Genomic DNA, 15,466 nt, shown 5'->3' with positions numbered 1-15,466 from the left:
TCGCCGGAACGCCGTATGCAGTGAAAGTTGCACGTACGGTGTGAGACGGGGGAAAAGCCAGAGATAATATCAACAACTTACCTATCGTCATCCAATGTTGGTAATAATTTTAGCGCAAAGCTGTTGCGGATAGCAAGCGAATCCAATAAGTGGCATAATTTGGCCACCATGCCGAAGTACTTGGCTAAGGCACACGAAAATGGAGATATATATTATCATGATTTAGATTCCTATAATCTAACTATAAATTGTCTTCACATACCAACTAAAGAAATGCTTCTAGGTGGATTTAATACTGGGTATGGGAATATAAGAAGTCCTAGAAGAATAGAATCCGCTGCAGAACTTTCCTGCATACTTCTGCAGTCCTCACAAAATGATATGTTTGGGGGGCAGTCTCATCCGGATTTTGATAATGACATGGCTGTTTTTGTTGAACCTACAAGAAAGGAAATAATCCGTGATTTAAAAGCAGTGGGAGTGGAAGAACATAAAATAGAGAAAATTTCAGATAAAAAATTGAGAAGAAGTATAGAGCAAGCCATGCAGGGCATGATCTACAATTTAAATACCATGCATTCCAGGGCAGGATCACAGGTACCTTTCAGTTCCATAAATATAGGTGTGCCAAGATCAGCGGATGCAGCTTTGATATGTGAAATATTTTTACTGGAGTATGAAAAAGGTCTTGGTAAAGGTGAACAGCCAATATTCCCCAATATAATATTCAGAGTTAAAAAGGGTGTAAATAAAGATGAAGAGGATCCATACTATTATCTATTTAAGATAGCCTGCCAGGTGGCTTCAAAGAGGATGAACCCCACATTCATGAATTTGGATGCGGATTTTAACAAGGAGTATTATGACAAAGGCATAATGCCTGCAACCATGGGGTGCCGGACTTATGTCTGCTCTAACATAAATGGGGAGGCAGGTGTAAAGGGCAGGGGAAATATAGCACCTGTAACTATTAATTTACCTCGAGTTGGTATTATTTCCAAGGGGAGTACAGATAGATTTTTTGAACTGCTTGATAAAAGGCTTGAACTTTCAAGACAGTCCCTTATGCACAGATATGATATTTTAAAAAGATTAAAGGTTAAAGACTTGCCTTTTGTGGCTGGACAAAAACTTATGAAAGGAGCTGAAAATTTAGAGGAGGATGACTCCATAGAGCCAATATTAAAACAAGGTACATGGGCAATAGGGTTTATTGGACTTGCAGAAACACTGGTTGCATTAACCGGAAGACATCATGGCCAAGATGAGAATTCAAGAAAACTGGGGATAAAGGTAATTGCTCATATTAGAAATTATGCGGATAAGCTTACGGAAGAAACTCATTTGAATTGGAGCTGTTATGCAACTCCTGCAGAAGGACTAAGTGGAAAGTTCATAGCTCAGGATAAAAGAATATTTGGAGAAATACCTGGTGTAACAGATAAGGAGTATTATACTAACTCCTATCATATCCCGGTAGGTTTCCCAATATCTATAAAGGATAAAATTGATATTGAAGCTCCTTATCATAAATTATGCAATGGAGGGCACATAAGTTATGTTGAAATAGATGATTATCCATCGGAAGAAGTTGTTAGAAATATAGTCAATTATGCTTATGACAATACCAATATAAGTTATATAGGAATAAACTTTCATATAAGGTATTGTAAAGAATGTGGCACTTATTTGCATGGTGAAGATAAATGCCCTAAATGTGGAAGCAGTAATATTCAGGGCATATCCAGGGTTACGGGATATTTATCACTGGATGAAAGGTTTGGAGAGGGAAAGATGGCGGAAAGGGCAGACAGGATATCCCAGGGAAAGGGAAAACACGTGTATTCTTAAGTTATCTTATAGAGGTGAAGTTTAGTGGCAGGAAAAAAAGTCAGATTGGCAGGTATTGCCTATGAAAGCCTGGTTAATGGACCTGGGATGAGAAGGGTGTTTTTTGCTCAGGGATGCAGGCATAATTGTAAAGGGTGTTTCAACCCCTCCACACATGATTTTCATGGAGGAGAGTTAAAGGATACAGATGATTTGATTGGACAAATTAAAATTAATCCACTGATAACTGGAATTACATTTTCAGGCGGTGATCCTTTTGAACAGGCAGAAGAATTTGCCTATATGGCAGATAAAATTAAAAGACTGGATTTGAATATATGGTGTTATACAGGATATACTTTTGAGCATATTCTGTATAACACACAAGATATATATTGGAAGAAGTTGATAAATAACATAGATGTATTGGTAGATGGAAAGTTTGAAGAAAGTAAAAAAGACAGCAGACTCAGGTTCAAGGGTTCAAGTAACCAGAGGATTATCGATGTAAAGGCCAGCCTGATATCTCACAGGATTATAGAAATATCCTATAATTGAAAATTTGTTTTTAAGCAGGTATTGTTGATTTTAGTTGAAAGACTCCAATTAAATATATTATAATACTTCGTAGTGGGGAGTTGATAATGTGAAAGAGAATTCGGGAATCGAAGTATGTTCTTGTACTGAACTTCATGAAGATTGTATAGAGTGTGTTAAAAAAAGTATGCTGGATGAAAAAGTCTTCAGAAATCTTTCTGAACTTTTTAAAGTACTGGGTGACTTTACAAGGATTAAAATAATATATGCACTATTTAAAAAGGAATTATGTGTATGCGACATAGCAGAGATACTTCAGATGAGTCAATCTGCTATATCACATCAGCTTAGAATTTTAAAAACATCTCGGCTGGTTAAGTTTAGAAGAGATGGAAAATCAGTATATTACTCACTAGATGACGAACATATAAACAGGCTGTTTAACGCAGGGTTAGAGCATGTAGAACACAATTAGTATTTCATTAAGATATTCAAGATGATTTCATTCAAAAATTATTTATAATCGAGTATTTTAACTGAATTGTATTCTTGCAGTTTATTTTCTATAACTAGGGAATTGTTCTTAATTCTTTCTGCACCCTTCATATATTTAAGGAATTTTTCCAGACCATCCAATTCAAAAGTTAAAGAGGAAGTTTTATAATGCATTGGAATTACCATATGACTGTTAATGGATCTGGTCAGTTCTGCGGCCTCTTTACCATCTATGGTAAAATTACCTCCTACCGGAATCAACAGCACATCTATGCTGCCTAATTTTTCTATCTCATCTTTGGATAATATATATCCCAGATCTCCAAGATGACATATTCGATAACCATCCATTTCTATTATAAATATTATGTTTTTCCCTCTTTTGGCTCCTCTAACTTTGTCATGATAAGAAGGAATTCCCATAATAGGAATGTCATATAAATTAAAAGAACCTGTTTTATTTATAATGTGGCCGTATTTTATATTTTGTGTGTAGTTGTGATCAAAATGATTATGACTTATTGTAATCAAATCCACTTCTCCCTGGAAAACTTTATATCCCACAGTTTCATCAAAAGGATCTGTCAAAAGCTTATGACAGTTTGAATCCTCCAATAAAAAAGAGGAATGGCCTAACCATGTTATTTTCATAAAAAACATCTCCTTATCATAAAATTTTTTTGCTTTTATCCTTCCAATACCCCAACTCCTTCAAAGTGGGGAATAAACAATAGTATGGTTTTGGGCAGATTCTTTTTAAGAATCACTTAATAGTATTATACCATTACTACAAATATTTTATTAAAAAAATATATATCTTAGATTAATATGTAAATATATCTATTTTTATATACAAAATTAATACCCTTATATTATAATAATATAAGGTGTATATGGAGGTGATTATTTGAAAAATGCAAGAATTTATATGGTACTGTTAATGGGTTTTATATTTATGCTTATAGCATCTGCAGGGGTTAATGATGTGAAAGCAGCTGGATATGATGGAATGACTGTAGGAAAAGATGTAGAAGTAAATAAATCGTGGAATATAAAATTCAACATAAAATTGGACATGAATACGGTAAATGACTCCAATATAGTTGTAACAGACAGTGATGGTAATGTGGTTCCAGTTTCCCTGCAAGTTGGACAAGATGGAACAAATATAGTAATTACCCCTAAAACACAGTATACATATGGAAAAACCTATGACCTAACTGTAAAAAACGGCTTGAAATCTGCATCTGGTAAAAGTTTAAAGGATCAGCCTAAAATGCAGTTCACAGTGAAATCAAATCCAGCTTCTTCTGGAAATGCAAAGTACACCGTTACCATTGATGCAGGTCATGGAGGTACAGATTTTGGAAATGTGAGTCAGTCAGGTCTAAAAGAAAAAGATGTAAATTTGTCTGTGGCATTAAAGTTGGGGAAAATACTAGAGCAAAATGGAGTTAATGTAGTTTATACCAGAAAAGAGGATAATGTAACATGGGACAGCAGTTCGGATTTACAGACCCGTTTTGATACAGCAAATAAGGCAAATTCAGATTTGTTTGTAGCTTTGCGTTGTAATTCTTATGGGGGAAGTTCCCAGGTAAGTGGAATAGAGACTTATTATACTGATTGTAGTGATTCGGCCAAAAATGCTGCTGAGAAAATTCAGAATGAGATGATAAGTTATACCGGACGTACAGACAGAGGAATTAAGGCAGGAGCGTATAAACATACCATACTTAGAGGAACTGTGGCTCCGGCAGTCATGGTGGAACTGGGATTTATGACTAGTACTGAAGAGAGTGCACTGCTTGGAAGTGATGATTATCAAAATAAAAGCGCAGCGGCTGTTGCAAAGGGAATTTTGAAAGCTCTGGGATCTATGGATGGGAATAAAGAAATAACTATAAGTTCCATATCAAATTTGTCTGATAATATAACTGCAGGAGACCAATATTCACTTCCTACTAGTGTACAAGCTACTATGAGTGATGGCACAAGCAAAAAAGTACCGGTAATATGGTGGGCTGACTCAATTGATTCTTCTAAAACCGGCACATTTACTTATAAGGGAACGGTACCTGGTTATAATAGACAAGTACTTTTTACTTTGACTATAGCTTCAAATCCCACTGAAACACCACCGTCAAACGACACACCTGTAATAGTTATAGATCCAGGGCATGGAATGGGAAAGGATATTGGTGCCACAGGAATAAATGGGCTTCAGGAGGATGACATTACTCTAGCAGTAGGATTAAAAACCGGTGCAATACTTCAATCAAAGGGTATAAATGTAGTTTATACCAGAACTACAGATATGCGTTCTGTTCCAATGAGTGTCAATGAAAGTCTTCAAAGACGATGCGATATATCAAATTCCGCCAATGCAAAATATTTTATATGTATTCATGCCAATTATTTTACTGAGTCTTCTGCTCATGGTACGGAAACTTTATATTATACAGGAAATTCAGAAGGAGAAAAGCTGGCTTCAAATATACAAAATAGTATTGTAAAAGAAGTTGGAATGTATGACAGGGGATTAAAAGATGGAAGCTGGCTTTATATTGCTAAAAATACTGATGCAACATCAGCCCTTGTAGAGTTGGGATTTGTAAGTAGTCCCGATGATGCGGCGAAGTTGAGCAGTGATGAATATAGGCAAAAATTTGCACAGGCTATAGCTGACGGAATACTGCAAACACTTGGATATAAATAAAAAAATTAAATAGCAAATATTATAAAATAAATTGACAATAAAAAATTCATATAATATAATAAAGAGAAATTATACAATGACTAGTCTAAAGACATTGAACGGGGAGAGTATCTAAGTTTGTATTGCTTACAGAGAGTGAGGATGTTGAGAACTCATAGAATAACTTGGAGAAAATCACCTTGGAGTTGAAGGGTTGAAAGATATTTTGATTATTTGAGTAAACTCTTACGTAATTCTGCGTTAAGGAAATGTTTGTAACAGTAAAAAGTATTACCATAGGTGGTATAAACGAATAAAACTTCGTCCTATTTGGATGAAGTTTTTTATTGTAAATAATTGATTTTCTGAATCTTAAAATTCTGATTTGTGTATAAAATGTACACAATAGTAAAAACTTAACAGTATAAATAGAAAGGGGTCGAATCCATGTATAAAAAGATTGATAATAACAAAAGTTTTGTACAAATGGAAAAAGATATTCTAAAGCTATGGAAAGACAAAGAAATAGAGAAAAAGAGTTTAAGGGAGAACGAGAACGGAGAATATTTTACCTTTTATGACGGACCGCCAACTGCTAATGGAAAACCTCATATAGGTCATGTCCTAACTAGGGTTGTAAAAGATCTTATACCAAGGTACAAAGTTATGAAGGGATATAAGGTTTTAAGAAAGGCTGGCTGGGATACGCATGGACTTCCAGTTGAACTTGAAGTTGAAAAAAACCTTGGAATTTCGGGAAAGCCTCAGATTGAAGATTATGGGGTGGAGAATTTTATAAAAAAGTGTAAGGACAGTGTATTTACATATGTGAGCCAGTGGAGAGAAATGTCTGACAGAATAGGGTTCTGGGTAGATATGGATAACCCATATGTAACTTATCATAATGACTATATAGAATCTGAATGGTGGGCATTAAAAGAAATCTGGAAAAAGGGCCTTTTATATAAAGGGCATAAGGTAGTGCCCTATTGCCCAAGGTGTGGTACTGCACTTTCCTCTCATGAGGTTTCACAAGGCTATAAAGATGTAAAAGAGACATCAATATATGTTAAATTCAAACTCAAGGATAAAGACAAATATATACTTGCATGGACAACAACACCATGGACACTGCCTAATAATATGGCATTGGCAGTAAATGAAAATTATGATTATGTGGAAGTGCTTAATAAAGGAGAGCATTTAATATTGGCAGAAGCTCTTTTGAAAATCCTGGAAGATGAATACGAGGTCTTAAGAAAATTCAGGGGAAAGGAATTAGTTGGTCTGGATTATGAACCAATGTTTAATTTTGCATCCTTTGAGGGTAAGGCACATTATATTGTTCATGCGGATTATGTAACCTTAACAGAAGGTACCGGAATAGTTCATACTGCTCCTGCCTTTGGTGAAGATGACAGTAACAGCTGCAAGCGGTACAATATACCTATGACTAATTCAGTAGATACCCAGGGAAAATTTAAAGAAGAGGTTACTCCATGGAAAGGAATCTTTGTAAAAGATGCGGAACCTAAAATAATAGAATATTTAAAGGAGAAGGGAATACTTTATAAAACAGAAAAGTTTACCCACTCTTATCCATTTTGCTGGAGATGTGATACTCCTCTTTTGTATTATCCAAGAGATACCTGGTTCATTAGGATGTCTTCCATGAGAGATAAACTGGTTAAAAACACCAATGACACAAATTGGTATCCTGACAATATAAGAACAGGCAGATTTGGAAAATTTGTTGAAGGGGTAATAGATTGGGGCCTCAGTAGAGAAAGATATTGGGGTACACCTCTGCCAATATGGGAATGTGAATGTGGACATAAGGAATGTATAGGAAGTATTGAAGAATTAAAAGAAAAAGGGATAAATGTTCCGGATAATATAGAACTTCATAAACCATATATTGACAGAATTAAATTGAAGTGCGATAAATGCGGCGGGGAAATGAAAAGATCTCCAGATGTAATTGACTGCTGGTTTGATTCGGGTTCCATGCCTTTTGCACAGCATCATTATCCATTTGAAAACAAAGAACTTTTTAAAGAAAATTTTCCAGCTCAATTTATATCTGAAGCAGTAGATCAGACAAGAGGATGGTTTTATACCCTTATGGCAATATCTACAGTATTATTTGACAGGAGTCCTTTTGAGAATTGTTTGGTTTTGGGTCATGTTTTGGATAAGCATGGTTTGAAGATGTCAAAGCATAAGGGAAATGTATTGAGTCCAGAAGTGGCTTTGGAAAATGAGGGTGCAGATGCAACAAGATGGTATTTTTATACTGAAAGTGCACCATGGCTTCCATCTAGATTTTATGAAGAGGCAGTTCAGGACAGTCAGAGAAAATTCCTGGGCACTCTGTGGAATGTGTATTCTTTTTATGTTCTTTACGCAGACTTGGATAATTTTAATCCATTGGACTATAAGGATTTTGTAAGTAAAAATATAATGGATAAGTGGGTAGTTTCAAGATTGAATTCACTTATAAAGGAAACTGAAGCTCATTTGGATAATTATGAAATTACCCAGGCAGCTAATAACATTGGAAGCTTTGTAGATGAACTTTCAAACTGGTATGTCAGAAGAAATAGAACGAGATTCTGGAGTGAAGATTTAACAGAAGACAAAATAAGTGCATATGTAACTTTATATAAAGTATTAAATACACTGATTCTAGTTGCTGCACCATTTGTACCATTTATGACAGAAGAAATCTATCAGAATCTTGTAGTAAATCTCCATAAGGATGCAGTGGAAAGCATACATTTATGTAAATGGCCCCAATATGACGATAGTGTAATTAATGGTGAGCTGGAAAAGGATATGGAAGAAGCTTATAAAATAGTTAGATTAGGCAGAAGCGCTAGAAATGCAGCCAATATAAAAAACAGGCAGCCTCTTTCGGAAATGCTCATAAGTGTAAAGGAGCTTCCTGAGTATTATGAAGATATAATCAAAAGTGAATTGAACATTAAAAAAATAGCATTTAATGCAGATTTATCTGAATATGTAGAGTTTAATATAAAACCGAACCTGCCAGAGCTGGGAAAAAGATATGGAAGATTAATACCTAAAATAAGAGAAAAAATATCCTCCATGGATCAGATGGAACTTGCCAGAAAAATAAATAATGATGAAATAGTAAAAGTGAGGATAGGAGAAACAGAAATAGAATTAAATTCTAGAAATTTACTTATTACAATGGAAGGATTAAAGGGATTTGCTTTTGCAGGAGAGGGAGATATAGGGGTGGTTTTAGAAACCACTATTACGGAACAACTTAAAGAAGAGGGAAACCTGAGAGAAATTTTAAGTAAAATACAGAATATGAGAAAAGAAAGCGGCTTTGAAGTGGCAGATAAGATAAACTTATATGTTTCAGGAAATAAAAAGCTTGAGGCTGTGGTAAAAAAATTTGAAAGTCAAATTCAAAAGGAAACTCTTTCTGTAAATATTACTTATAATGCTGATAAAAAATATAATAAATGTAATATTAATGGAGAAGAATTTGATATAGCAGCAGAAGTGGTAAAATAAAGTAAACCCAATAGATTAATTGTTGAAATTCTAAATAAACATATTTCTTAGTTCCAGGGAGTTTTTGCTTTATCTGGAACTGGGAAGTTGTTAAAATGAAGTTTTATAGGCTAAAATGTAGATAGTTAATAAAAAGATGTAAATTATCTTGTAATAAAATAATTTTATAAGTATAATTATAAAAAACGCAAATTGGTAGGTGATATAAAGTGGCGGTATCAATTAAGGACGTGGCTAGAGAGGCAGAAGTTTCAATTGCTACGGTATCCAGGGTACTTAATGATGTAGACGTTGTGAATGAAGAAACAAAAAAAAGAGTATTGTCGGCTATTAAAAAACTGGGATACAGGCCTAACATAGTGGCAAGAAGTCTTAAAACGCAAAAGACAAGAACTATAGGAATAATAATTCCGGATATATCCAATCAGTTTTACCCTGAAATAGTAAGGGGAGCTGAAGATGTGGCAAATATATATGACTACAACATAATGCTGTGCAATACTGATTTAAATATAGAAAAGGAAATTGAGTACTTAAAAGTATTAAAAGAAAAAATGTCAGATGGAGTTTTATACATGAGCAATTCCCTGGAACCAAAAATCTTAGAGCTTATAAAACAGCTTCAATTACCTATGGTTCTGGTAGAAACCACAAGTAAAGAGGATGATATTCCCAGTGTAACTATTGATAATGAAAAGGCAGCATATGATGGCACTACTTATTTGATAGAAAAAGGGAATAGAAACATAGCTTATATAGGTGCAGGGGAAGATACAGTTAATGCTAGTGCTATGAGGTATAAAGGATATAGAAGGGCTCTTCAGGAAAATAATTTAGAACTTAATAAAGATAAGGTTTATTTTAGCAGTTCTAAAGCAAAAGATGGATATAAAGGCATAAATGAAATATTGAATAAAACGAAAATAGATTCAATATTTTGCACTAGTGATGAAATTGCAATAGGAGCTATAAATGCACTTAGGGATAAAGGAATAAAAGTACCTGAAGATATAGATGTAATGGGTTTTAATAACATATATTTGTCATCTATATTTTATCCTAAATTAACTACTGTATCACAGCCTATTTATGATATGGGATCTGTTGGTATGAGGATGCTTATAAAGTTGATAAATAAACAGGAGCTGGAAGAAAGAAATTATGTGCTGATGCATGAATTAATTGAAAGAGATTCCTGTAAAAATAGTTTTATCTAAAATGACTAACTTTTCTATAGATTATTAGCATTATACATCATATATGGTAAAATATAAGGAGCGCATACATCTTATGTGAAAGAGGAAATAATAATGATAGAAAGAATAATAGAAGCGGTTATTTTTATTTTAGACAAGACCGGATATGCAGGTATATTTATATCAATGGCATTGGAAAGTGCTTGTATACCTATTCCCAGCGAAGCTATATTGCCTTTTGGAGGATATTTGAGCTTTACCGGAAGGCTTAATTTAATATTTGTTATAATATTTGGCACGTTAGGCGGAACAGCAGGATCCATAGGGGCGTATTTTATAGGGAAAATAGGTGGAAGACCTTTAGTTGAAAAATACGCACATAGTCTTAAACTTTCCAAGGCTCATATTGAAAAAAGCGATTATTATTTTAATAAATATGGAGAAAAGATAGTGTTTTTTTCCAGGCTTTTACCCATAATCAGAACTTTTATTTCTCTTCCTGCGGGTATAAGCAAAATGGAAACTAGGAAGTTTATTATTTATACACTATTAGGTTCTTCCATATGGAGTATAGTCCTAGCATATGCAGGCTATAAAATGGGAGAAAAATGGGTAATCATACGTGAATGGTTTCATTTTGCTGATATAACCCTGGTGATCATAATAATAGGATTTGTGTTATACAAATTAATAATAAAAAAGGTGAGGAAGTAAGTTTTTATTTCAAAAACTTACTTCCTTTATTAAATTGTAGAAAAATATTGTCATGAATGTCTGAATTTTGTTTAACGAAAATTTTGAAATATTTACAATCCCATGGTATAATTTAACATAAAAGTAAATATAATATTTAGTTTACCACTATTAGGAGGGGGATTATGGATTACAGGGATAAGATAAAAAATATATTTTCTTATTTATTAAGCCTAAAGAAACTAAATCAAAAGTCTATAAGGAATGTTTATGACTATGAAAAGTTATACTGGGAAGAAGAATTTTCTCATGTACCTGGATGTATTATAAATAAATTATCTGTAAATGAACCTTGGGTTGAAATAAATACAAAATGCAGTAGATTATATGAAGAATTTTTTCATCTATATCAGGAGAGTGAGAAAAATGGAGAAAGCTTTGAAATAGTTTTTGGACATGGTCTAATTGTATGGAAAAGAGAAAGTGAAAAGGTTATTCATCCTGTTTTAACTACGAGAATGAAAATAGAATTTGATAAATTAAGAGAGGTATTCATTTTAACTCCGTCAAGTAAGACTATATTGGAAGTTTCATTATTTGAGGAATTTAAGGAATGTAATATGAAAGGTATATTTGCACTGGCAGATAAAGTAAACAGGGTTAATTTGGATCCGAGAAATATAATTCAGACTGAAGATGTTTTCCTAAAACTATTCTCTCATATAAATGCTCAGGGAAAGTTTAAAAAGGATAATTTCTCAAGAAAAAAGATTAGCTTTCAGCAATATCCTATTATCTATAATACATCTATTATTTTCATAAGAAAGAGCAGTGCTAAGTTATGGCAGGTTGAAATAGGCAGCATAATTAGAGAAATAAACAATGGATGTGAAATACCCGAAACTATAAAAGCCCTAGTAAATGAAAAAAGTACAGATTGTGATGAGAAAGAGAGTCACCAGTGGGATAATATGGGGAAGGATCTGCTTTTTCCACTGCCTGCCAATTTAGAACAGAAGGAGATAATAAAAAAAATAACCCAAAATTATGGAGTAGTTGTTCAAGGACCTCCAGGCACAGGCAAAAGCCATACCATAGTTAATTTAGTATGTCATCTTCTTGCCCATGGCAAAAGAGTATTGATAACAAGTCAAACTAGCAGGGCACTTAAGGTCCTGACAGAAAAAATACCCCAGGAGATAAAACCATTGTGCATTAGTGTTTTAGGCAATGATACCAATTCTCTAAATAAACTCAATGAATCAGTGCGGAAAATAACGGATAATTTATCCATGGATGCTGAAGCTATGCGTAAGGAAGTTGAATTATTAGAAAGGAAACTAAGTTTATGTAAAAAAAACCAGCAGCAGTTATATGAAAGATTCAGAGAGATGCAGCAGGTGGAAAATAAAAATATAAACTACAATGGCAGGGAATATGATACTATTTATATGGCACGATGGGTAAAAGATAATAATAAAAAATATTGCTGGTTAGAGGATAAAATTCATATGGATGATGTGATGCCTTTATCGGAAAAAGAATTTAGTTTATTAATATATTTAAGAGGTATGTTGAGCAAAAATGAAAAATGTAAATTTGATAATATTAAGGATGTAATAGGTAAATTACCTGAGGACGAAGAAATTTGTCATAGAATATCAGAGTATGAAAAGGTAAAATTGAAATACCATGAGTATGTTGAAACTTTAGAGGGATGGCATATACCTTGTAATGACAGGTGCAATCATGATGAATTATTAAAGCTGCTAAATGAATGTAAAAGTAAGATGTCAGTACTTGGAAAAGGCGTCTGGGGGAATATATTTAACAGCTGCTACAGCAGTAATTTGGCAAGACAGACTTTAAAGGATTTATTGTATAAAAGCAATAATTGTATGTTGATATTCAGTAAAATTAAAAATCAGATTAGAAATCACAAAATAGAAATCCCTGATAATATTGATATGGATAAATTCCTGGATAATTTTGATGTATTGTATGATTCCCTTGATAAGAAAGGTAAGGTGGGAAAATTATTTATAATGCTTCATCCTGAATGTGGCTGCATATTGAAAAGTTGTAAAGTAGACGGCATACCTTTAAAGAATATGGGACAAGCAATAATAGTTAAACTATACATTCAACAAAAACAAGTTGTCAATGAACTGAGAAATATATGGAATAATACAATGAGGGATTATGGGTTGAAACCAATAACCTTCCATATGAAAACTTCTGATATAATTGACATTGAAAAAAACTTGAACTATTTAAATGAAATTGTAAATTGGGACTTAAAGTACAAAAAATATATAATGGAAGGACTGGGAAGGATATCAATTCCACAAACTGTAGATTGGCATAAGGAAGAATCCTATGACTATTTAATCAAATGTGTAAAATCCATAAGAAATATCAATATATATAATGAAGATAAGGCTTACATAGAAGTGTTTAAAAAAATGATAAATGGTACAAGCAAATTAAAGGAACTCTATGAAGCTGTAGATAATCTGGATGTAGATGAAGTTAAGGAAATATTACAAGAATTAAGAAAAACTAAGCTGGTAAAAAATAAATGCCTTAAGATAGATGAACTAATAGGCAAATTAAACAAAGTATGTCCTAAGACTGCTAAGAGTATAATGGATAATTGGGAGTATGGGAGAGAGAAGTTTAACGATTGGACACAGGCATGGAAATGGGCACAGTGGAACAGCCTGCTAAGCCATATGTATGGTTTGAATCCAGAGGAAATAGAAGAGAGTATAGAAAAAGAAAACAATAGGGAAAAAGAGATTATAAAAGATATAGTTTCAAAAAAAACCTGGTATAATCAAATACTTAGAACTACGGAAGGTGAAAAAAGAAGTCTGTTTTCATGGATGCAGGCAGTGAAAAGAATTGGAAAAGGCAGAGGAAAGATGGTGCCTGAGTATAGAAAAATAGCTCAAAAAGAGATGGAGAAGTGTAAAAAGGTTATTCCAGTATGGATTATGCCGTTAAATAGAGTTATAGAAAATATAAAGCTTTCTCAAAATATGTTTGATGTAATAATATTTGATGAAAGCAGTCAAAGTGATTTATTCTCCTTATGCGCACTTATGAGGGCCAAAAGAGCAGTTATAGTAGGAGATGATAATCAGATAAGCCCGGAGATTGTAGGTATTGATCAAAGAACTGTACAAAATTTGATAGATAAGTATTTGAAAGATATACCTCAGAAACAGTGGTTTGATTTGCAGACAAGTCTCTATGATACGGCGCTAAGGGTATTCCCAAGCAGATTGATGCTAAAAGAACATTTCAGGTGTGTACCTGAAATAATAAACTTCAGTAATGATCTGAGTTATTCCGGAGAAATGCTGACTTTGAGATATCCTAAAATTAATGAAAGATTTTATCCACCAATAAGTGCAATTAAAGTGGAGGATGGAGACAGGGATTCAACCAAGCCCATAAATGTTAAAGAGGCTGAGTGTCTGGTAGATAAAATTTCAGCCTGCTGTAAGGATAGTAAATATTCTAATATGTCTATGGGGGTTATATCTTTACTTGGGGAGGCCCAGGCACGGCTTATTGAAAATATGCTGAAGGAAAAAATAGGTGTGAAGGAAATTATAAAGAGGAAACTTATATGTGGAGATGCTTATTCTTTTCAGGGAGATGAAAGGGATATAATGTTTTTATCCATGGTGATTTCAAAAAATGTAAAGTTTGCACCTCTTATAAAAGAAAGCGATATCAGAAGATTTAATGTGGCAGCAAGCAGGGCCAGAAATCAAATGTGGCTATTCCATTCTGTAGATTTAAAAGACTTGAATGAAGAATGTGCACGATACCATCTTTTAAATTATTGTTTGAATTACGATAGACATAATGGAAACAACAGAAATGTAGAATATGTATTTCAATCTGAATTTCAAAAAGATGTCTATAATCTTATAAAGAGTAAAGGATATAGGGTCACACCGGAAGTAAAAATAGGCAAGTACAAAATAGATTTTATTGTAGAAGGTATAAGAAATAGAGTTGCCATAATATGTGATGGTGATGTATCATCAGAGGAATATAATTGGAAGGAGGCAATAGAAAGACAATTGGATTTAGAAAGAGTAGGATGGATATTTTATAGAATAAGGGGAAGTGAGTTCTATTATAATTCTGAAAAGACAATGAGAAGGTTGTGGAAGAAGCTGAATAATATAGGAATTGAGCGGAACAAAATGGAAACAGTTAGTACCAAGGATCTTAAGGCAGTATAATTTTGTAATTTAGGTTTAGAAATATATAATTTAACATAATTGATTTGTTTCAGTAAAAAAAACTGTGCTTCAGAATTTTTTGAAGCACTATTTTTTATGGAGATTTAATTATCCCTGAAAATGACTTGAATGCTTACTTAATGTGCAGAATTAATGATAAAATAAATATGAAATGTATATTAAAAAATAAAAGTAGG

General features: G+C 33.3%; 8 protein-coding genes, 1 pseudogene and 1 other annotated feature. Of the genes and pseudogenes, 8 read left to right on the top strand and 1 reads right to left on the bottom strand.

Features of this window, described 5'->3' with window-relative positions; all coding sequences use genetic code 11:
• Window positions 1-87 precede the first annotated feature (87 nt).
• The 3 genes and pseudogenes from ACYUJ6_RS16070 to ACYUJ6_RS16060 all read left to right on the top strand — a co-directional run.
• Window positions 88-1,851, top strand: a pseudogene (locus tag ACYUJ6_RS16070) (anaerobic ribonucleoside triphosphate reductase); the annotation flags it as partial.
• 24 nt (window positions 1,852-1,875) lie between these two features.
• The gene (gene nrdG, locus ACYUJ6_RS16065; RefSeq protein ID WP_461843703.1) at window positions 1,876-2,388 is read left to right on the top strand and encodes an anaerobic ribonucleoside-triphosphate reductase activating protein; all 513 of its coding nucleotides are present in this window, start codon (window positions 1,876-1,878) and stop codon (window positions 2,386-2,388) included.
• An 88-nt stretch (window positions 2,389-2,476) separates the two neighbouring features.
• Entirely contained in the window at window positions 2,477-2,842 is a 366-nt protein-coding gene (locus ACYUJ6_RS16060; RefSeq protein ID WP_461843702.1) for an ArsR/SmtB family transcription factor, read from the top strand.
• 38 nt (window positions 2,843-2,880) lie between these two features.
• On the opposite strand, the gene ACYUJ6_RS16055 is transcribed toward ACYUJ6_RS16060, so the two are convergent.
• Window positions 2,881-3,513 (bottom strand): MBL fold metallo-hydrolase, encoded by a 633-nt coding sequence (locus ACYUJ6_RS16055; protein ID WP_461843701.1) that lies wholly within the window; start codon window positions 3,511-3,513, stop codon window positions 2,881-2,883.
• Window positions 3,514-3,769: 256 nt separating this feature from the next.
• Here ACYUJ6_RS16055 and ACYUJ6_RS16050 point away from each other — a divergent pair, with 256 nt between their 5' ends.
• From ACYUJ6_RS16050 to ACYUJ6_RS16030, 5 genes are all read left to right on the top strand, one after another.
• Window positions 3,770-5,581, top strand: a complete 1,812-nt coding sequence (locus ACYUJ6_RS16050; protein WP_461843700.1) for an N-acetylmuramoyl-L-alanine amidase — start codon at window positions 3,770-3,772, stop codon at window positions 5,579-5,581.
• A gap of 85 nt (window positions 5,582-5,666) precedes the next feature.
• Window positions 5,667-5,892, top strand: a binding site (T-box leader).
• 115 nt (window positions 5,893-6,007) lie between these two features.
• Window positions 6,008-9,112, top strand: a complete 3,105-nt coding sequence (gene ileS / locus ACYUJ6_RS16045; protein WP_461843699.1) for an isoleucine--tRNA ligase — start codon at window positions 6,008-6,010, stop codon at window positions 9,110-9,112.
• 209 nt (window positions 9,113-9,321) lie between these two features.
• Entirely contained in the window at window positions 9,322-10,329 is a 1,008-nt protein-coding gene (locus ACYUJ6_RS16040) for a LacI family DNA-binding transcriptional regulator (protein ID WP_461843698.1), read from the top strand.
• A gap of 93 nt (window positions 10,330-10,422) precedes the next feature.
• Entirely contained in the window at window positions 10,423-11,022 is a 600-nt protein-coding gene (locus ACYUJ6_RS16035) for a DedA family protein (protein ID WP_461843697.1), read from the top strand.
• A gap of 164 nt (window positions 11,023-11,186) precedes the next feature.
• Window positions 11,187-15,269, top strand: a complete 4,083-nt coding sequence (locus ACYUJ6_RS16030; protein WP_461843696.1) for an AAA domain-containing protein — start codon at window positions 11,187-11,189, stop codon at window positions 15,267-15,269.
• Window positions 15,270-15,466: the final 197 nt, after the last annotated feature.

The organism is Clostridium sp. JNZ X4-2 (assembly GCF_054889485.1).
This window is presented reverse-complemented; position numbering and strand designations above follow the sequence as displayed.

What these genes read in the sequence shown, in the direction of transcription:
- ileS (WP_461843699.1), top strand. Translation starts at nt 6,008, where the DNA reads ATGTATAAAAAGATTGATAATAACAAAAGTTTTGTACAAATGGAAAAA.
- ACYUJ6_RS16030 (WP_461843696.1), top strand. Translation starts at nt 11,187, where the DNA reads ATGGATTACAGGGATAAGATAAAAAATATATTTTCTTATTTATTAAGC.
- ACYUJ6_RS16035 (WP_461843697.1), top strand. Translation starts at nt 10,423, where the DNA reads ATGATAGAAAGAATAATAGAAGCGGTTATTTTTATTTTAGACAAGACC.
- ACYUJ6_RS16055 (WP_461843701.1), bottom strand. Translation starts at nt 3,513, where the DNA reads ATGAAAATAACATGGTTAGGCCATTCCTCTTTTTTATTGGAGGATTCA.